This window comes from Vicinamibacteria bacterium (genome assembly GCA_035570235.1).
Classification (GTDB): domain Bacteria; phylum Acidobacteriota; class Vicinamibacteria; order Fen-336; family Fen-336; genus DATMML01.
On the sequence record DATMML010000015.1, the window covers coordinates 14,288 to 33,394 of the forward strand.

Sequence of the window (19,107 nt, forward strand, 5' to 3'; positions counted from 1 at the left end):
CGGCTGCGCCAAGGCGCCCTCATTCCATCTGCTCCAGGGCCCGCACTCCCTGCCGCATGGGAAACCAGAAGGTGGCCAGGCTCGTGGCGAGGGCGGCCACGAGGCAGAGGGCCATCAGCACCCGGCGGCCCAGCGCGATCGGCTCCCCCCGGTATTGGTGCCAGAGATAGACGGATGCCGGCCAGGCGAGGAGACCGACCACGACCAGGATGAAGAGAACGGCGAGGACCATGAAGGCGATGCCCCCGTAGGAGCCCGCGACCTGGGTGAGGTTCTCGGCGGAGAAGCGCGGATACCGCGCCCCCATCCCCGCGGCCAGGCCCACGAGGGCGAAACTCATAAAGAAGATGGCCACCCCCCCCAGCACCCGCAGAACGGGGGTCACCCCCAGCAACTCGTTGGAGACGAGGGTCAAGGTCTCGGCCAGGAATAGGATGGGGACGAGGCCGGTCCAGAACTTCGACCACAGGAAGGCCGTCATGGTGACGGGGGAGGCCCGGACCAGCCAAAAGGCGGAGCCCTCGGCGGACACGGCAGGGAAGACGAAACGCACCGCGACCGCAGAGAGCACGAACGCGGCCATGCCCAGGTTCACAAAGGCGTAGGCGTTCTTGATCACGCCGCTCATGTAGGGGATCCGCTCCAGGTCCAGGACCCGGAAGTTGTAGACGTAGACCAGGGCCAAGGCCAGGAGGAGCAGGAGCTGCGACCACTGGGCGGTGTCCCGCAGGAAGACCTTGAGGTCCTTGAGGAGCAAGTGGCGGGAGACGGGCGTGAGGGGCAGGTAGGAGGCGAGGGTCTCCAGAAGCCGCAGGCGGGTGAAGCGCGCCTTGCGGGCCTCCTGCGCCTTGCTCCAGGCCGAGAAGTAGTGCCGGGTGAAGGCCAGGCGGGTCAGGATGGTGAAGGCGAGGGCGGTGGTCCACAGGGACCCCAGGTGCAAGACGTCGATCCCGCCCTGGAGGGCGGTGAAGAGGCTCTCCCCGGCCCAGAAGGAGGGCAGGAGGGGCGTGAGGGGGGACTGCAGGGTCGCGAAGAAGGCGGTCACGTCGGGGAGGGATTGGACGCTGAGCAGCCGCTCCGGGCGCAGAACCCGAAGGAGCAGGATCAGGCTGATGGCAAAGAGCACGCCCATCAGCATCAGGACATCCCGGGCCCGGCGGGCGGGGAAGATGCTGACCAAGAGCAGGGTCAACGCGCAGCCCGCGGCCACGGGGATGATCACGAAGGGCACGAGCGTCAAGCCGGCGGTCAGGTAGTAGCCAGCCCCCGCACAGCGGGCCAGGCCCACGGCCAAGAGCACGGGCAAGAGGAAGGTGACCACCATCCAGGAGGATTGGCCCAGGGTCTGGACGTAGCGGGAGTAGAAGAGACGGTGCCGGGGAACCGGGGCCGCCACCAAGAGGCGTAGGTCTTCGGAGAGGAAGAAGGTGGAGAGGGAGGTGACGAGGGCGCTGAAGGCGAGGAAGGAAAGGAAGGTCAAGAAGAGCCAGGACAGACCCAGGCGCACCAGGTAGTCCCCGAGTTCCTCGTAGTCCAGGAGCTGCAGGGTGAGGTAGAAGACGACCGCGAAGATGGCGACCCCAACCAGAAGGCCGATGCTCCCGAAGAGCGTGACCCGGGCCGCGTCCCCACGCTCCCGGCGGCGCATCCGGTTCCGCAAAGCCAGGAGGACGGGCCGCAGGAGGTAGGGGAAGGCCTCCGTCACAGCGCCTCGTCGATCTCCTGCAGGCCGCCGCCGCCGGTCAGCTTCAGGAAGACCGGGGTCAGATGCTCGGCCTCGCCTCCGGCCAGGATGCGCAGCTCGTCCACCGTCCCCCGGGCGATGATGCGGCCCCCCTGGATAATGCTGATGCGATCGCACATCTCCTGGGCCACCTCCAGGGTGTGGGTGCTCATCAATATGGCCACGCCCTTCCGGCTCATCACCCGGAACACATCCTTGATGAGCCGCGCTCCGCGGGGGTCAAGACCTACCATGGGCTCATCCACGAGGATGGCCCGCGGCCGATGAAGAAAGGCCGCGCATAGGACCAGCCGCTGCTTCATGCCGTGGGAAAAGCTCTCGATGAGCTCACCCTCCCAGGGGCCGAGTTCGAAGAGGTCCAGCATCTCCAGGAGGCGCCCCTGCACGGCCTGGGCTTCGAGGCCGTAGAGGCCCGCGTGGAAGCGAAGGAACTCGCCCGCGGTGAGCTTTTCGTAGAGGAAGGGCCGGTCGGGGATGAACCCGAGGGCGCTCTTGGCGGCCTCCGGTTCCCGGGACAGGTCGTGCCCGTCAATGACGATGCGCCCGCGGGTGGGCTTGAGCAACCCCGCGATGATACGGATGGTGGTGGTCTTGCCCGCCCCGTTCGGCCCCAGGAAGCCGTGGATCTCGCCTTTGGGCACCTCCAGACTGACGCCGTCCACGGCCGTGAACGCTCCGTATCTCTTGACCAGGTCTTGGACCAGGATCATTACCGCTCCCTACCGCCTGAGAAAGGACCAGCAGCCCCGTCCGCCGCCGTCCCGACGCGGGATCGGGATGTCGAGGGGCGGGCGGTCCATGTTTTGGCCAACCAGGACGGGGGTGGATCCGGGCCGTGTCTGGAGCTCGAGGATGCTGAGCCGTGCCCGGCCGACGATGCCGAGGATGGCGGCCTGACGGTCCAGCCCGCCGCGAGCCAGGCGGATATGGGTGGCATCGGCGGGGAACTGGTTCAGGGTGGGATCCACGGGCAGCCAGAGCCCGCGCCCGGGGGGCCCCTCCACGTAGACCTCGGGCCAGGCGTGGTAGTAGAAAGCGCCCCGCACGTACACGAGCCCAACCGCGATCCGGGAGGGGATACGGAGCGAGCGGGCCATGGCCACGTAGAGGACGGTGTGTTCGTTGCAGTCGCCGACGCGGGTGCGCAGGACCTCGAGGGCGTCGGGGAGGCTCACCGTCGGCTTCTTCTCCAGAATCGCGTGGACGTAGCGAACCAGTTTCTCGGCCCTCTCTCGGGGCCCGCGCGCCTCGGAAGTGGCCCCTTTGGCCTCGTTCACGATCGCAGGGGCATCGCTCTCCAGGAACGGCTCCGGAGCCAGGAAGCCCGCGGCTTCCGGGTCGGCGGGACCGGGGAGCAAGGTGCGGGCATCGACGATCTCGAAGACGTCGCCCGAGACCGACTGCCCGGCGCCTTGGAGCTCGGGGTCGGAGAAGCCCTCCCCCCCCGTGAGCCGCACCCGCAGGCGTTCCACCGCGGTAGGGTCATCGATCCGTCGGGAGGGGGGGGCCACCACCGGCACCGCGGCCGCCTCCAGCATGTCGGTCTGGATCTGACCGGGGACGGCCAGGGCGGTGGCCCGCTCCGGGGACTCCCGGACCACGATCATGCCGATCGGGCTCTCCTCGCGGACCACCTCCCCGAGGTCGGTCAGCCAGGAGGTGGACTTCACGCCAGCGAAGACCGTCTCCACGCGAAAGGCGGGCACGGGCCGGCCCGCCGACCCCACGATCTCGCGCGCCTTCACCTCCAGGACCATGCGCGCGTTGTGGAGCGTGGCCGGATCGAAGACCGAGACCTCGAACTTCTTGCCCGGGGCCAAGCCCTCCGCGGCCAACCGGCGGGGCAGGCTCATGGCCAGAGCCGGGGCCTCGGGAAGGATCCGGGTCTCGGACCGGGTGCCGGACGGCGTGCGCACGGTGAGGGTCAGGCGGAGGCCCTCCAGAACGCCCTCCACCACGGTGGGCCCGGTGCCGGGGTCGAGGGAGAAGGAAAACCTGCGCAGGGCGAAAGCGGAGTCGACCCGGGCCGTGCTCTGGATGCGGACCGCGGTCGGGGCCCCGAGCAGGTTCATTTGCAAGCGCGCGTCTTCCTGCAGGTCATAGCCCTCGGGGTTTGGGCTGACCTGGCTCACAGAGAATCCGATCTTCTCGTTGCGATAGTAGATGCCCCGCCATTGGGCGGTCGAGCCGTAGCGGGCCAGGTCGGCGGCGAGGGCCACGGCGGGCGTCAGGTAGGCCTGGCGAACCAGAAACCCCATCTGCGCGAGCCAGGCCAGAAGCACGAGCAAAGAGAGGCCGCGCCCCAGAAGGGGAGGGACGGGACGGAGGAACGTCACACCATGACCTGGAGCGCCCCGCCCGGCATGAGCCATTATACCGCCCGGGGCGGCGGGCCACGGCTCTGCGTCGGCCCTTGGGCGCGGTGCTAGACTCCCGGGGTGGACCCCTCCGCGGTCGAGATCGTGCTCGTGCGGCCCGCCCGTCCCGGCAACGTGGGGGCCGCCGGCCGGGCCATGAAGAACATGGGAATCCGCGTGCTCAAGCTGGTGGGTCCCCCCGTGGCGCTCCAGGGGCCGGAAGCGCGCCGGCTCGCGCACGGCGCCGAGGACGTGCTCGATGGCGCCACCGTTTGGGAAGACCTGGGCGCAGCCGTGGCCCCGAGCACGCTGGTCGTGGGTACGTCAGGCCGTCCCGCCCCCGGGGCTTGGACGCCCCGTCAGATGGCGCACGAAGCCACCGCCCTGGCCGGGGGGGGACGGGTCAGCCTGGTTTTCGGCCCCGAGGCCACCGGCCTGACGCGGGAAGAGCTGGCTCTCTGCCACCGGCGCGTACATATCCCGACCGACAGCGCCCAGCCTTCCTTGAATCTCGCCCAGGCCGTCCTCCTCGTGGCTTATGAGATCCGGCTCTCCTCGATCGGCCCCCGCGAGGAGGAGGCGGAGGCCCGCGCCTCCACGGGCGAGCAGGAGCAGGCCCTGGACGAACTGCGCCACGCCCTGCTCGGCATAGGCTATCTGAACCCGGACAACCCGGAGGCCATCCTGGCCGAGATCCGGGTCCTGCTCTCGCGGGCGGGACCGACGCCGCGCGAAGTGTCCCTCCTGCGTGGCCTCGCCCGCCAGATCGGCTGGGCGGCGCGGATTGCGCGCGGGCGGGCGGCGAGCAGATAATGTCGAACCGGTGGATCGCGGGAGGCGAGAGTGAGCGAGCTGCGGGTCCCTACCGTGGCCCTGAATGCCGAGGTGCTGTGCGGAGACGGTCGCACCTTCCTCGGCCGCATCTTCGTGCCTGCCTCCGCCCTAGGCCATGCCGGGGCCATGCGTCCTGAGGAGTGGATGAACGAGCCCTCCGACTTCTTCCCCTTCCTGCCCGACGACGCGGAAGGGCCGGTGATCCTCAACCGGCGGGAGATCCTCATCATCAGCGTCCCCGCATCTGCGGACGCGGACGAGGTCTTGGAAGAGGCCGCGAACCCCCGCCGGCGGGTGGCCATCGAGTGCGGAGGCCGCCGGTTGGAGGGCGTCATTGTGATCGACATGCCCCAGAACCAGAGCCGGGTCCTGGACTACCTGAACCGGGCGGGGGGGTTCCTGACCCTGCGCGCGGGCGAGCGGCACCACCTCATCCGGAAGGGGCGCATCACGCGCGTCCTGGAACTCCAGGGGGAATGAGGCCGTGTCCCTGGATCGGCTCATCCAGCAAGCGGCCAAGGCGGGGGGGCAGGAGCTGCGGCTCCTCCCCGGCCGCAGGATCGTGATCCTGACCCCGGCCGGGGAGCGCGAAGTGCAAGGCCCGCTCCAGACCCCGGCCAGCATCGAGGAGCTGCTCGCCCCCGTCCTCAGCGAGGACTCGAGGAAGAGCCTGGCCGCCGGCACTCGCGCGGAATGGCGGATGGAGGTGGCGGGGGTGGGAGAGGTACGAGCCCTAGCCGAGCTCCGGCCGGGCTCGACGCGGGCCGTGTTCAGCCTGGACAACGTTCGGGCCCCCGTCCCCGCCTCCGCCGCGCCCCGGGCCAAGCCCGCCGGCACCGCGGCCGAGATGGAGGAGCTGCTCACCCTGCTCTTCGACATGAAGGCCTCCGACCTGCACCTCTCCGTGGGCTCGCCCCCCCTGGTCCGCCACGATGGCGAGATTAAGCCGTTCCCCGGCCGGGCTGTACTGACCCCCGCCGACACCGAACGCCTGCTCTGGCCCATCGCTCCCGAGCGAAACCGGGACGAGTTCAAGCGGCGCAACGACACCGACTTTGCTTATGAAATCCCGGGGGTGGCCCGTTACCGCTGCAATTTCTTCCGGGATCGGAAGGGGATGGGGGGGGTCTTCCGCGTCATCCCCACCCAGATCATCACCGCCGAGGAGATGGGCCTCTCTAGGGAGATTCTCCAACTCTGTCACCTGCCCAAGGGCCTGGTCTTGGTCACCGGCCCCACGGGGTCGGGCAAGTCGACGACGCTGTGTGCGCTCATCGACTACATCAACCGCTCCCGCACCGACCACATCATCACCATCGAGGACCCCCTCGAGTTCGTCCACGAGAACAAGAAGTGCCTGATCAACCAGCGGCAGGTGGGAGACCACACCGCCTCCTTCAAGGACGCCCTGCGCGCGGCCTTGCGCGAGGATCCCGACATCGTGCTGGTGGGGGAGATGCGGGACCTGGAGACGGTGGCCATCGCCATCGAGACCGCGGAGACCGGTCACCTGGTCTTCGGCACCCTCCACACCTCGTCCGCCCCCTCCACCGTGGACCGGATCATCGACCAGTTCCCCGCCGATCGCCAGGGACAGATCCGGGTCATGCTCGCGGAGAGCCTGAAGGGTGTCATCAGCCAGATGCTGTGCAAGAAGATCGGGGGCGGCCGCGTGCCCGTGCTGGAGGTGCTGATCGGGATCCCTTCCGTCGCCAACCTCATCCGGGAGGCCAAGATCTTCCAGATCCCGTCCATCATGCAGACGGGAAAGAAGTACGGCATGTGCCTCATGAACGAGAGCTTTACCGACCTCGTGAAGAGGAAGATCGTGGATCCCCAGGAAGCCTACGCCAAGACGCTCGACAAGACGGGGTTGCTCTCCTCCTTCCGGAAGAACGGCATCGACACCTCCTGGGCGCCGGCCGAGCCAGCCACGGGCGCGGCTCCCCACGCATGATGGGCTCCGCGATGGCAGGAGGCGGCCCCCCATAAGCCCGCCCCGGGACGAGGTCAGCGCGGCCGCCGAGCGGGCCCTCCTCGTGGGGCTCACCGCAGGGCGAGGGACCCGGGTGCGGACCGAGTCGTCGGTGGAGGAGCTCGGCCTCCTCGCCCGCTCCGCGGGAGCGCGCGTGGTGGGCAGCCTGATCCAGGAGCGGAAGCGGCAGGACCCCGCCACCCTCATCGGTCGGGGCAAGGTGCAGGACGTGGTCCGCCTTTCCGAGGAGCGGGACGCGAACCTCCTTCTCTTCAACGACGAACTCACTCCCGCCCAGCAGCGGAACCTCGAGAAAGCGGTGGGGCGCAAGACCCTCGACCGCACGCAGCTCATTCTCGACATCTTCGCGCGGCGGGCGCGCACCCGGGAGGGCCGGCTCCAGGTGGAGCTGGCCCAGCTCGACTACCTGCTGCCCCGGCTCACGGGACGTGGCGTTCTGCTCTCCCGCCTGGGGGGCGGGATCGGAACGCGGGGGCCCGGAGAGACCAAGCTGGAGACCGACCGACGCCGGATCCGACAGCGGATCCAGGCCGTTCGGCGGGAGATCGAGAAGGTGGGGCGTGAGCGCAACACCCGCCGCGAGGCCCGGCAACGGGGGGCGGTGCCGGTAGTGGCCCTCGTCGGCTACACAAACGCGGGGAAATCCACCCTCTTCAACGCCCTCACCCGGGCACGGGCCCCCGTCTCGGATCAGCTCTTCCTGACCCTCGATCCCCTGGTGCGGCGGGTGCGGCTGGGGGCGGGCCGGGGGGTGCTGCTCGTGGACACCGTGGGGTTCATCCAGAAGCTTCCCCATACCCTCGTGCCCGCCTTCCGGGCGACCCTGGAGGAGGTGGTGGCGGCCGACCTCCTCCTCCACGTGGTGGACGGCTCCGCAGACGACGTGGAGGAGCGGGAGGGGGCGGTGGAGAAGGCGCTCCGGGAGATCGGAGCCGGCGAGCGTCCCTCCATCCTGGTCCTCAACAAGTGCGACCGCACGCTGCCCGCCCGATCCGCGGCCCTGAGGGGCGCCCGCCCGGGATCGCTCCTGGTCTCCGCGGAAACCGGCGAAGGCCTCCCCGAGCTCACCGCGGAGTTAGCCGCCCGCCTCGACCTGCTGCCCCGCAGCGTCCGCTTGCGTTTCCGGGCCGAGGACGCGCGCGGCATCGCCGGCGTCTACGCCTGCAGCCGCGTGCTCTCCCACGAGGTGATCGGGGAGGAGGTCCGGATCGACGCCGAGATTCCGGAGCGCCTCCTCCCTCGGTTCCGGGAGCACCTGATTTGAGGCCGGCCCGGGAAATCGCAGCCACCCTCCTGGCCGCAGCCGCTCTCTCCTGCGCGCGCCCCACCCCCCCCCGCGTGCCGGAGGGCGAGGACTACGTGTTTCCGGGCGCGCGCCCGGGAGAGCTGGGGCTGGAGGAGAGCCGCCGGATCGAGAAGGCCTGGCGGAGCCTGACCTCGGGGGACGCGGCCGCAGCCACGGAGAGCTTCCGCCGGCTGCTCGCGCAGCGGCCGGGCCTCGTCCCCGCGGAAACGGGACTCGGCTACGCGCGGCTGCGGGCCGGCCGCTTCGGGGAGGCCGGTACCGTCTTTGACTCCGTCCTCGCCCGCGCGCCGGACTATCTGCCCGCACTCCTGGGGGCGGGGTCGGCCGCGTCGCGGCGGGGCGAGGCCCTGGCCGCCCTCGGCTTCTACCGCCGAGCGCAGGTGGTGGCCCCCCAGGATTCCGTGGCCCGGCGGAGGCTGGCCGAGGTGAAGCTGCAGGTCACGGAGCGGCGGGTGGCGGAGGCCCACGCGGCGCTCCAGGCCGGGGACGGGGAACGGGCCGTCGAGATGTACCGCCTGGCCTTAGAGGTCGCTCCCGAAGTGGGAGGCCTGCGTCTGGAATTGGCCAACCTGCTTGTCTCCCGGGGCGAGGCCGCCGCCGCCGCCGCCGTGCTGGAGGCGGATCCGGAGGCGGATCGCCAGGTGCTCATCCGTCTGGGCGAGGTTCTGATCGGCCTCGGCGAATACCCCCGGGCCCTCGAGGCTTACCGGCGCCTCCTGGCCCGGGACCCCCGGGACCCGGAAGCGCTCCGGCGTTCCCGGGAGGCCCGCGAGGCCCTGGAGCTCCTCCAGATGCCGGAGGAGTACCGGCTCATCGCGGCCGCCCCTCGCATCACCCGGGCCGACCTCGCCGCCCTGGTGTCCGTGAGAGTGACCGCGCTTGCCCGGATCACGAATCGCGAGCCGAAAGTGGCGGTCGACATCTCGGGCTCCTGGGCCCGCGAGCACATTGTCACCGTCCTCGCTCTCGACATCATGGACGTCTACCCCAACCACACCTTCCAGCCGGGGGCCTTCGTGCGGCGGGGCGACCTCGCCCGCGCCCTAGGCCGCACCCTCGACCTCCTCCGCTACCCCCGCTCCCCGTCCCCGGCCCTGACCGACATGCCGCCCACCAACCTGTTCCACGACGACGCGGTGAGGGCGGTGGGAGCGGGGCTCCTCGAGCTGAGCCCGACCGGGGCTTTCGAGCCGTGGCGCCCGGTCTCCGGCCGCGAGGCCCTGGACGTACTCGAAGCCCTGGTCCGCCTGGTCGGGCCCTGACCTCTCGGGAACGGCGCTCCCTTTGGCCCCCGGGTAACACCCGCCCGGGAATGCTGATACCATCCGCCTCGGAGGCACCCTATGGACGAGCGTGAGCTCCTGCGCACCGTCCCGCTCTTCTCGGAACTGAGCGACACCGACATCGCCAGCCTCGGGCGCCTGGCCACGAGGCGAAAGTTCCCCAAGGACACGGTTGTCTTCTTCGAGAACGAGGAGGGCGACTTCTTCTTCATGATCCTGGAGGGGAGGATCAAGGTCACGATCCTGGGGGACGACGGCCGGGAGATCATCCTCTCCGTGCTCGGGCCGGGCGACTTTTTCGGGGAGATGGCGCTCCTCGACAACGAGCCGCGGTCGGCCACCGCCATCGCGGTGGAGGAGAGCGAGCTGCTCTCCCTCCACCGCACGGACTTCCAAAGCGTGCTCGCCGACAATCGGGCCATCACGACCGCCCTCATCCGGGTCCTCACCGCCCGCCTCCGACATGCAAACCACCAGATCTCAACCCTCGCCCTTCTAGACGTCTACGGGCGAGTGGCGCGGGTCATCCTGGACATGGCCCGGGAGGAGGGGCGACGGCTCAAGGACGGCCGGATCGCATTCCGGCGGGCCACCCACCAGGAGATCGCGAACCGCATCGGGACCACGCGGGAGACCGTGACCCGCATGCTGAAGGACCTAGAGCGCCAAGCCTTGATCCGGGTGGAGGGTCGCGAGATCGTGCTCCAGCCGGGGTTCGAGAAGGTCTTCGACTAGCCCGGCCGGGCGCCCGTGCTTGCCGGGCGCAACCCTTGCCGCATCGTCTTCGCCCCTGACCGCTCATCTCCCTCTCATCGGCCACGCCACCGTCCCTTGCCGCGCCTAGGAGGGTGCCTCTCCGCCGGGGCGGCGTCCAGCGCGTGCTATGCTGATCGCCCCACTGAGGTCGTTTGGCGGCTTTCATCGATCACGAGCGGCGTCTCCGAACACCCTGGCGGATCGCCATCTTCCTGGCCAGCATCATCGGTGTCGAGCTCGGCGGCGCCCTCGTGGTCGGAATCGGACTCGCGGGTCTGCTCCTCCTGGGCGGGAAGAACCTACAGACGCTGCAGACGCCGGACGGGCGCGTGTGGGGCCTGATCGCGGCCGCCTTTCCGCTCGCCGCGCTCACCCTGGGCGTGGTCTGGTTCTGCCGGAGGGTGCTCGATCGGCGACCGATGCGGTCTTTAGGCCTGGGTCGACCGCGGGCCTCGGCCCTCACGGGGTTTGCCGGCGGGCTCGCCCTGATCACGTTACCAGCCGGGCTGCTGATCGGGATCGGTGGCTATCGGTTCGTCGGAGTATCGGCTTCCCTGCAGACCGCCGCCCTGGTCCCCACGCTGCTGCTGGCCGCCTTCCAGGAGGAGATCGTTTGCCGGGGCTATATCCTGCAAAACCTGATCGACATAGGGCGCCCGATCACGGGTGTCCTGGTCTCGTCGGTTCTATTCTGGCTGTCCCACAGCTTCAACGAGGGCGTCTGGTCGTCTCCGCTCCCCTCGGTGAACTTGCTCCTGGCCGGCGTCCTCCTGGCCCTCGCCTACCAGGTGGGCGGCGACCTGTGGTTTCCCACCACCCTGCACTTCGGCTGGAACTTCGGACAGGGCGTCCTCCTGCAGTTGCCCATCAGCGGCCTCCGCACCGACGGGCTCTTTGATCTCGAGCTGACGGGGCGGCTCCCCGCCTGGATCACGGGCGGGGCCTTCGGTCTGGAGTCGTCGGCCGTCGTGGCCTCGGTACAGCTTCTGGCGGTTCTGGCGCTGGCCGGGATTCTCCGGCAGCGACCAAAGAACGACCCGCCTGCGGTCGAGCCCCCGCGGACGGACATCCTGCCGCCGCCGGCGCCCGCGGCCCCCCCTCCGGGACGACCCTTTCCTTGGCTCTACGTCGGTTTGGGCTGTGCGGTCCTGGCCGCAGGCGGGCTGATCCTGGCCGGGATCGTGGTGTACTACGCGGACCGCTCGATCAAACAGTGGGTGAGCGAGGCGAGAGACCCGGCGGCGCGAGAGGCCAAGGCCAAGCGCCTGTTGGGTGCCGCGGAGCTCCCGGAGGGATATGCCGCCGTGGCCTCAGCTTCCGTCCCGTACCTCTTCGACGTGGTCCTGCTGTCCGACTCACGGCCGAGGGCGGGGGGTCGCCCGCTGCTGGGTGAACAGGGCTTCTTATATACGAGGATGCGGTGGGCCCAACCGGCGGACCGCGAAGAGCTGCGCGAGGTGGTCGACGGCCGGCGGGGCCAGGCGCGCCTCCTGAGCCAGCAGCAGATCGCCGTCCACGGGAGTGTGTTGCGCCGGGGCCATCTGACGACGGCCGGAGCCTCCGTCACCTACACGGTGGAACGCGGCGAGTTTTCCTATACGTCGTTCTCGCACTCGGGGCTTCACGCCCTGCTCCTCATTGAGTGTGCCGCCGACCCCGGGGCCCGGATCGGCGTCTGGTTCACCCCGGAGGGGGCGGGAAGCGAGGTCTCGCCGCCTGGGCTTGAGGGATCGCCGGCCGACGATGCTGCGCTGAGCGCCTTCCTCGACCACTTCCGCTTCTGCGGCTAGGGCACCGCTCGCGCGGAGCGGCGGCCCGATGGGAGGCACGATTTTCGGGCGCCCCTGAGGCTAGTCGAGCCCGCCCCTCCCCCCGGCTCGGGTGCGGGCCTTGGGGGCTTCCAGTCGGAGCAGGCCGTCGCGAAAGGTGGCGGTGACGCGAGCCGGGTCCACCTCCTCTCCTAGGCGGAAGGTGCGGGAGAAGGACCCGTAGCTGCGCTCCATGCGGTGAAAGGACTCGGGCCGCGTGCCTCCCGCCCGCCGCTCGCCCTTCACGGCCAGGGTGTCGCCGTCGACCTGGATCTCGATATCGTCCTGCCCCATCCCGGGCAGCTCGATCTCCACCACGAAGGCCTCTCCCGTCTCGTACACGTCGGCGAGCGGGACCCAGCATCCGGAGAGGGTAAAGGAGTCCTCCATCCGGCCCCGGTCCAGGGATGCCTCGAACAGGCGGTTCATGCGTTCCTGGAGATTCAGGAGGTCCTGGAGGGGGTCGGACCGGTGAAGGGGCACGCCCCAAGTGTACGGCGGTCCGGGGGGCCGGGCAACGGGCTCACCCGCCCAGGCGCTTCTTCAACTCGGCCAGTAGGGCCAGGGCCTGGAGGGGGGTCAGCAGGTCGGGGTCCGCCCGGCGGAGTTCGTCGAGGACCGACTCATCCTGCCCGGAGAAGAGGGCGAGCTGGCGCCCCGTGGCCGTCGCTCCCCCCTCCGCGTGGGCGAGGCGGGGCCGGCCCTCGCGGTCGAATTCCGTCCGCTCCAGGTTGGCCAGGATCTCCTGGGCCCGAACCACCACGGGGGCGGGGAGGCCGGCCAGCCTCGCCACATGGATCCCGAAGGACCGGTCGGAGCCGCCGGGCTCGATCTTGCGGAGGAAGATTACGCTGTCGCGCCACTCGCGGGCGGAGACGTGGAGGTTGCCAACCCCGGGGCGGTCGGCCGCGAGATCGGTCAGCTCGTGGTAGTGGGTGGCGAAGAGGGTCTTGGCCCCCGCCTTCTCCGCGATGTGCTCGGCTACCGCCCAGGCGATGGAGAGGCCGTCGAAGGTGGCCGTGCCCCGGCCAATCTCGTCGAGCAGGATCAGGCTGCGGGGAGTGGCATGCCGGAGGATGTGGGCCGTCTCCTGCATTTCCACCATGAAGGTGGATTGTCCGCGCAGGATCTGGTCGGTGGCCCCCACCCGCGTGAAGATGCGGTCCAGCACTCCCACCTTGGCCTCGCGGGCGGGAACGAAGCTGCCCATCTGGGCCATGAGGGCGATGAGAGCGGTCTGGCGGAGGAAGGTGGACTTTCCGCCCATGTTGGGGCCGGTGAGAATGAAGAGACGGGGGCTGCCCTCCCCCTGAGCGAGGTCGTTGGCCACGAACGGCTCGGGGAGGACCCGTTCCATCACCGGGTGGCGGCCGTCCGCGTAGGTCAGCTCGTCCCCCCGCGAGACCCTGGGCTTCACGTAGTCGTAGCGGCAGGCCGCCTCCGCGAGGGCGGCCAGGACGTCCAGGCCGGCCGCGGCCCGCGACGTGGCCTGAAGGCCGCGCCCGGCCGCCGCCACCCGGCCGCGCAGGGCCTCGAAGAGCTCCTCTTCGCGCGCTTGGATCCGCTCGTCGGCGCGGAGGACCTTGTCCTCGTATTCCTTAAGCTCCGGGGTAATGAAGCGTTCGCCGCCGGCGATGGTCTGCTTGCGGATGTAGTCCGAGGGTACGAGGCCGAGGTTGGGCTTGCTGACCTCGAGGTAGTAGCCGAAGACACGGTTGAAGCGCACTTTCAGGGAGCCGATCCCGGTCCGGATCCGCTCCCGCTCCTCGATTCCGGCGATGGTGGTGCGCCCCCCGCGGCTGATCCCTCGCAGCTCATCCAGCTCGGGGTCCACCCCGTCGCGCACCACGCCGCCGTCCGCGAGCGAGGCGGGCGGAGCGTCCACGAGCGTGGCCTCGATGTCGGCCGCGACCTCCAGGGGAGGGTCCACCTCCTTGGCCAGGCGGCGGGAGAGGGGGGCCTGGCATTCCCCCAGGGCCTCCTGCGCGGCGGGGAGCGCGCGCAGGGATGCGGCCAACGCGATCAGATCGCGCGGCCCGGCCGTCCCCAGGGCCACGCGGCCGAGGATGCGATCCAGGTCCTGGACCCCACCCAAGGCCTCGCGCAGACGGCCGCGTTCCAGGGTGCGGAACGCCATTTCCTCCACCGCGTCCAGCCGGTCTTGGATCCGCTCCACCTCCAGCAAGGGGCGGAGGATCCACTCCCGCAGGAGGCGGGAGCCCATGGCGGTGCCCGTCTGGTCCAGGACCTCCAGGAGGGTGCCCTGGCGGCCCCCGTCCGCGAGGTTCTCTACGATCTCCAGGTTGCGGCGGGTGAGGCCGTCGATGACCAGCACCTCCGAGGGCCCCCGGGTGACGAGACCCGTCACGTGGGTGAGGTCCCGCTTCTGGGTCTCCTGGACGTAGCGGAGGGCAGCCCCCGCAGCCGCGGTGGCGCGGGGCCGGCCCTCGCAACCAAAGGCCTCCAGGGTCAGGACCCCAAATTGGGCGAGGAGCTGGCGCCGGGCAGCCCCGGGATCGAAGGCGCGCTCCTCCATCTCCGCGCGCGGGATTGAGGCCTCGGGCTGGACCGGGTCCGTGAGCCAGGAGGGGAGGGTCACGCCCCGCGGCACCAGGATTTCGCGGGGCCGGGTGGCTCCGATCTCATCCCGGAGACGCTCCCAGTAGCCCGGCGCCTCCCACTCCGCAACGAAGAACTCGCCCGTGGTGGGCTCGAGCCAGGCGGCCCCCAGGGTGGCGGGCCCGGGATCGAGGGCGAGCACGAAGGAGGTCTCGCGCGCCTCCAGGGCGGAGGCCTCCAGCTGCGTGGCGGGGGTGATCACGCGCACCACCTCCCGCTTGACCACGCCCTTGGCCAGCCGGGCATCCTCCATCTGCTCGCAGAGGGCGACCCGGAAGCCCCTCTTGACCAGACGGGCGATGTAGGTCGAGGCCGCATGGTAGGGAACGCCGCACATGGGCACCGGTGCTCCCTCCTTGTCCTTGGAGCGGGAGGTGAGGGCGATCTCGAGGGTCTTGGCCGCCACCACCGCATCCTCGAAGAACATCTCGTAGAAGTCCCCCATGCGGAAGAAGAGCAAGGCGTCGGGATGTTCCGCCTTGAGGCGGTGGTACTGCAGCATGGCCGGGGTGGGGACGGCAGCAGAGGCGGGCAAGGGGTGATCCAAAGCATAACCTAGCTCGCGCGCGAGCGTGAGACGCGGGGGCGCGCGACCAAAGTCTGGTTTGGATTGGTCTAAGCTTAGCTCGGCGCGCCTGGTCCATCTGGCCAGCGGGGAGGAGGCTTGCGCATCCTGGCCGTTGACACCAGCACCCCCTGGGGGAGCGTGGCGCTCCGCGAGGGGACAAAGACCCGGGGCGAGGTCCGCCTCCAGGGGGGCGAGGGCCACTCCCGGTGGCTCTTGCCCGCCATCGATTCCTTGCTCGGCGGGCTCGGCCTCGCGGCCTCCGATGTGGAGGCTTACGCCGTGGCCACCGGCCCCGGCTCTTTTACCGGACTCAGGGTGGGCATCAGCACGATCCAGGGCCTGGCCTTGGCCTCCCCTCGGCCCTGCCTCGGTCTTTCCACCCTCGATGCCCTCGCCGCGCTCGTCACGGAGGGTGTCGACCCCCGCCTGGCGATGATGGACGCGGGGCGGGGCGAGGTCTACGCCGCCCTCTACGAAGCCAGCGGCCCCCTCCGGGGGGAGCGGCGGGTGGGGGCGGTGGAAGCGTTCCTGGACGAAATCAAAGGCGAGGTCATCTTCGTGGGCGACGGCGCCGAGCTTCACCGCGCGCAGATCCAGGCCGCCCTGCCGGGGGCCCGCTTCGCCCCCGGCCCCTGGTTCGTGGCCGCCGCGCTGGGACGGCTGGCCGAGCCCCGTCTGGCCGCGGGCGAGGGGCAGGGCCCGGAAGCGCTGCGGCCCCTCTACCTGCGCCAGGCGCAGATCCGGAAGGCATCGCCTTGACCCTGCCTCCTCTCTTTTTGGAGCGGGCTCGCGAGGACGACCTCGACGCCCTCCTCGACCTGGAGCGCCGCTCCTTCACGCATCCCTGGACCGCGCAGCACTTCCGGGAGGAGCTCGCCCCGCCCGGGACCCTGCTCGTCCTGCGCGGGCCCGCCCCGTCCCTGGCGCCCGGGCGGGGGATCGCGGCCTACAGCGCCCATCGGCTGGTGGGGGAGGAGCTGAGCGTCCTCAACCTGGCGGTGTCGGCTCCCCACCGCCGGCGCGGCTTGGCCCGCTGGCTGCTATCCTTCGCGTTGGACACGGGCTCCCGTCGCGGTGCCCGGCGCGCCTTCCTGGAAGTGCGGCGCAGCAATAGGGCCGCTCTCGCCCTGTACCAGGGGCTGGGCTTCCAGGTCCAATCCATACGCCGCGGCTACTACGCGGACCCCGGGGAGGACGCCCTCGTCCTCGTGCACTCCCTGCTCCCCCGGGGGCTCCCACGGGGCCTCGGGGATGATCCTTGAAATCCGGGAAACCGCGTGTTACCGTCTCAGAAAAGGGGGAGAACGGCTCCGGTTCGTCGCCCAATGCCCCCGACCCAGTGTCTGGTTTCACCTTTGGAGCACTTGACCGACCGCGAGCCCGGCCGCCGGTTGCTACGAAGCAGGGGCGGCCCCAGGCGAGTGGATCCGACTCGGTGCCGTTCGTGGTACCGTGGCCCCCTGCCCCGCACATGACGGGCGCTGCGGCCAGGAGGGCAGGTAGACGTACGTGGAGCGGCCGGACTCCGCCGACGAATGGCGGACCGCCGCCGGAATCGTGAACGGCACGTCGAGGACGCCGACCCCGACTCAAGACAGCGACAGGAGGTGCCGATGTCCCAGGACCCGGTCAGGGACGATCTCCTCAGGCACAACGAGGAGTACCGCCGTCTGGACGAGCAGCACCATGAGTACGAGACCCGCCTGAACACCTTGACACAGAAGGCGGTCTTGACCGACGAAGAGCAGGTCGAAGAGATAACCATCAAGAAGAAGAAGCTGCAAGTGAAGGACCGGATGCAGGCCATTGCCCGTCAGGTCCGAGAAGGAGCCGTTCACCCCTAGGTCCTCCCGGCCCGTGGCTCGCACGGGCGGGGGGATCGGCACGACGACGATGTTTTGGGCGGAGGGCCCCGCACGGGCCCTTTGCCTTTCTCCCGCGGGCCGTCCGCGGGCGGAGGAGCCGGACAAGAGATGGCGATCGCCCGCGACGGATGGCCCTTCATCCTGATCCCCCTCCTGGTGAGCGCCGTCCTGTTCGGATTGCGGTTCCCCGGGCCGGGGACGGCGCTCGCCGCCCTCGGCCTCTTCACCGCCTTCTTCTTCCGCGACCCCGAGCGTCAGGTGCCGCAGGACCCGCGGCTCGTGCTCTCTCCGGCCGACGGCAAGGTGGTCGTCCTGGCGGAGGCGCCCCCCGGCCACCCCTTGGGCCCCGGGGCCTGGCAGCTCTCGATCTTCCTCTCCATCTTCGACGTCCACGTGAACCGGGCCCCGGTGGGAGGCCGGATCGTGGAGGTGGACTATCACAAAGGCGAGTTCCTGCCCGCCTTCGACGACAAGGCTTCCCTGCGCAACGAGCAGAATGCGGTCACCATCCAGGAGAGGCAGACGCGCGTGATCTTCAAGCAGATCGCCGGCCTCATCGCCCGGCGGATCGTGTTCGAGAAGCGCGTGGACGACCTCGTGACCCCCGGCGAGCGGGTGGGGCTCATCCGCTTCGGCAGCCGGGTGGACGTGTTTCTGCCCCGCGAGTTCAAGGCTCGGGTCAAGGTGGGAGAGAGGGTGCGGGGGGGCACCTCCATCCTCGCCGAGCGGTCCGCCCCATGAGCGCGGTCCCGCCCGACCGACTCCTGCAGGGCCCGCCCCGGCCGCGCCGCTTTCGGCGCGGGGCCTCCATCCTGCCCAGCCTCTTCACGACCGGAAACCTCTTCCTTGGCTTCTGGGCCATCATCAAGACCCTGGACGGGCGGTACGGGGAGGCCGCGCCCCTGATCGGGGTGGCCATCGTGCTCGACATGCTGGACGGGCGCATTGCCCGCCTGACCGGGACCACCAGCGAGTTCGGGGGAGAATTCGACAGCCTGGCCGACGCCATCTCCTTCGGGGTGGCCCCCGCGCTCCTCGCGTACCGCTGGGCCTTGGAGCCCCTCCCCCGGGTGGGCTGGCTGGCCGCCTTTCTCTTCGTGGTCTGCGGCGTCCTGCGCCTGGCCCGCTTCAACGTCCAGCGACACGCCGTGGACGGCCGCTTTTTCGTGGGCCTGCCCATCCCGGCCGCAGCCGGACAGATCGCGGCCATCGTCTACTTTGCCCCCGAGGCGGTCGGCTCCCGCCTCCACGGCTCGCTGGTCCTGACCCTGGTCGTGATCCTGGCCTTCTTGATGGTGAGTACGCTGCGTTACCGCTCCTTCAAGGGCCTCGACCTCCGCCAGCGCCGAAGCTACATCATCATCCTCCCCATCGCGGTGGTGTTCGTGTCCATCGCCACCCATCCCGGGTTCTCGCTGCTGGCCTTGGCGAGCCTGTATACGGTGTGGGGCCCCACCCTGTACCTGCTGGGTGCGCTCCGGCGCCGGCACGAGCCGCCGGCGGCGGTGGCCACGGGCGAAGCCCACTCCTCGCCGTGACGAGGGCGGCGGTCTCCCACCCCTCGATTGGCGTGGGGGGTGTGCTCATCCATGAGGGTCGGGTGCTCCTCATACGCCGGGGCAAGGAGCCCTTGCGCGGCCGCTGGGTGGTGCCGGGGGGGACGGTCGAGGTGGGGGAGACGCTGGAGACGGCCCTGGTACGCGAGATGGAGGAGGAGACGGGGATTCGGGTGAGGCCGTCAGACCTGCTCACCGTCTTCGACCGCATCCAGCGCGAGGGCAGCCGGGTGCTTTATCACTACGTGATCGTGGACTACCTCTGCGACTACCTGTCGGGGGCGCCCCGCGCGGGCTCGGACGCGGAGGCCGTGGCCCTGGTGAGCCCCGAGGAGCTCCCCGCCTACGACTTGCCCCCGAAGGCCTTGGAGGTCGTCCAGGACGCGTTCAAGAGGCGGTCCGGGTCCCCCTGACC

18 protein-coding genes are annotated in these 19,107 nt (G+C 70.2%); 13 read left to right on the plus strand and 5 right to left on the minus strand.

The features are described 5' to 3' along the window. Positions 1-19: 19 nt before the first annotated feature. Genes VN461_02315 through VN461_02325 form a run of 3 tightly spaced genes read right to left on the minus strand, consistent with a single transcriptional unit; the run spans position 20 to position 4,080 of the window. The gene (locus VN461_02315) at positions 20-1,705 is read right to left on the minus strand and encodes a hypothetical protein (GenBank protein ID HXB53585.1); all 1,686 of its coding nucleotides are present in this window, start codon (positions 1,703-1,705) and stop codon (positions 20-22) included. Further along, entirely contained in the window at positions 1,702-2,454 is a 753-nt protein-coding gene (locus VN461_02320; GenBank protein HXB53586.1) for an ABC transporter ATP-binding protein, read from the minus strand. Before VN461_02320 ends, VN461_02315 begins: the two co-directional genes overlap by 4 nt. Before the next feature lie 9 nt (positions 2,455-2,463). Next, positions 2,464-4,080 carry a transglutaminase-like domain-containing protein gene (locus tag VN461_02325; GenBank protein HXB53587.1) on the minus strand — a complete coding sequence of 539 codons (1,617 nt, stop codon included), beginning with the start codon at positions 4,078-4,080 and terminating at the stop codon, positions 2,464-2,466. 102 nt (positions 4,081-4,182) lie between these two features. Here VN461_02325 and VN461_02330 point away from each other — a divergent pair, with 102 nt between their 5' ends. The 7 genes from VN461_02330 to VN461_02360 all read left to right on the plus strand — a co-directional run bounded on the left by VN461_02330 (position 4,183) and on the right by VN461_02360 (position 12,066). Beyond that, the gene (locus VN461_02330; protein ID HXB53588.1) at positions 4,183-4,914 is read left to right on the plus strand and encodes an RNA methyltransferase; all 732 of its coding nucleotides are present in this window, start codon (positions 4,183-4,185) and stop codon (positions 4,912-4,914) included. A gap of 30 nt (positions 4,915-4,944) precedes the next feature. Continuing rightward, on the plus strand, positions 4,945-5,415 hold the full coding sequence (locus VN461_02335; GenBank protein ID HXB53589.1) for a hypothetical protein: 471 nt from the start codon (positions 4,945-4,947) through the stop codon (positions 5,413-5,415). Between the two features lie 4 nt (positions 5,416-5,419). Beyond that, complete coding sequence (locus tag VN461_02340) at positions 5,420-6,892, plus strand: type IV pilus twitching motility protein PilT (GenBank protein HXB53590.1); 1,473 nt, start codon at positions 5,420-5,422, stop codon at positions 6,890-6,892. An 82-nt stretch (positions 6,893-6,974) separates the two neighbouring features. Beyond that, positions 6,975-8,195: a GTPase HflX gene (gene hflX / locus VN461_02345; protein HXB53591.1), complete on the plus strand. Its 1,221-nt coding sequence runs from the start codon at positions 6,975-6,977 to the stop codon at positions 8,193-8,195. After that, a complete protein-coding gene (locus tag VN461_02350; GenBank protein HXB53592.1) occupies positions 8,192-9,499 on the plus strand; it encodes a tetratricopeptide repeat protein in 1,308 nt (435 codons plus the stop codon). The genes hflX and VN461_02350 overlap by 4 nt, the downstream gene beginning before the upstream one ends. 81 nt (positions 9,500-9,580) lie before the next feature. Then, complete coding sequence (locus VN461_02355; GenBank protein ID HXB53593.1) at positions 9,581-10,255, plus strand: Crp/Fnr family transcriptional regulator; 675 nt, start codon at positions 9,581-9,583, stop codon at positions 10,253-10,255. A 173-nt stretch (positions 10,256-10,428) separates the two neighbouring features. Next, positions 10,429-12,066 carry a CPBP family intramembrane glutamic endopeptidase gene (locus VN461_02360; GenBank protein ID HXB53594.1) on the plus strand — a complete coding sequence of 546 codons (1,638 nt, stop codon included), beginning with the start codon at positions 10,429-10,431 and terminating at the stop codon, positions 12,064-12,066. Positions 12,067-12,126: 60 nt separating this feature from the next. On the opposite strand, the gene VN461_02365 is transcribed toward VN461_02360, so the two are convergent. Together VN461_02365 and mutS are read right to left on the minus strand one after the other, a co-directional pair. Then, positions 12,127-12,567 carry an Hsp20/alpha crystallin family protein gene (locus tag VN461_02365; GenBank protein ID HXB53595.1) on the minus strand — a complete coding sequence of 147 codons (441 nt, stop codon included), beginning with the start codon at positions 12,565-12,567 and terminating at the stop codon, positions 12,127-12,129. Between the two features lie 40 nt (positions 12,568-12,607). Beyond that, positions 12,608-15,205: a DNA mismatch repair protein MutS gene (mutS, locus tag VN461_02370; protein HXB53596.1), complete on the minus strand. Its 2,598-nt coding sequence runs from the start codon at positions 15,203-15,205 to the stop codon at positions 12,608-12,610. A gap of 162 nt (positions 15,206-15,367) precedes the next feature. On the opposite strand from mutS, the gene tsaB reads away from it, so the two are divergent. The 6 genes from tsaB to VN461_02400 all read left to right on the plus strand — a co-directional run bounded on the left by tsaB (position 15,368) and on the right by VN461_02400 (position 19,105). After that, on the plus strand, positions 15,368-16,030 hold the full coding sequence (gene tsaB / locus VN461_02375) for a tRNA (adenosine(37)-N6)-threonylcarbamoyltransferase complex dimerization subunit type 1 TsaB (GenBank protein ID HXB53597.1): 663 nt from the start codon (positions 15,368-15,370) through the stop codon (positions 16,028-16,030). Next, a complete protein-coding gene (gene rimI / locus VN461_02380; GenBank protein ID HXB53598.1) occupies positions 16,027-16,533 on the plus strand; it encodes a ribosomal protein S18-alanine N-acetyltransferase in 507 nt (168 codons plus the stop codon). Before tsaB ends, rimI begins: the two co-directional genes overlap by 4 nt. Positions 16,534-16,884: 351 nt before the next feature. After that, positions 16,885-17,115 (plus strand): YdcH family protein, encoded by a 231-nt coding sequence (locus tag VN461_02385; protein ID HXB53599.1) that lies wholly within the window; start codon positions 16,885-16,887, stop codon positions 17,113-17,115. A 129-nt stretch (positions 17,116-17,244) separates the two neighbouring features. Continuing rightward, positions 17,245-17,877: a phosphatidylserine decarboxylase family protein gene (locus VN461_02390; protein HXB53600.1), complete on the plus strand. Its 633-nt coding sequence runs from the start codon at positions 17,245-17,247 to the stop codon at positions 17,875-17,877. Then, positions 17,874-18,674: a CDP-diacylglycerol--serine O-phosphatidyltransferase gene (gene pssA, locus VN461_02395; protein HXB53601.1), complete on the plus strand. Its 801-nt coding sequence runs from the start codon at positions 17,874-17,876 to the stop codon at positions 18,672-18,674. The genes VN461_02390 and pssA overlap by 4 nt, the downstream gene beginning before the upstream one ends. After that, positions 18,671-19,105, plus strand: a complete 435-nt coding sequence (locus VN461_02400; protein ID HXB53602.1) for an NUDIX hydrolase — start codon at positions 18,671-18,673, stop codon at positions 19,103-19,105. The genes pssA and VN461_02400 overlap by 4 nt, the downstream gene beginning before the upstream one ends. The last annotated feature ends 2 nt before the right edge of the window (positions 19,106-19,107 follow it).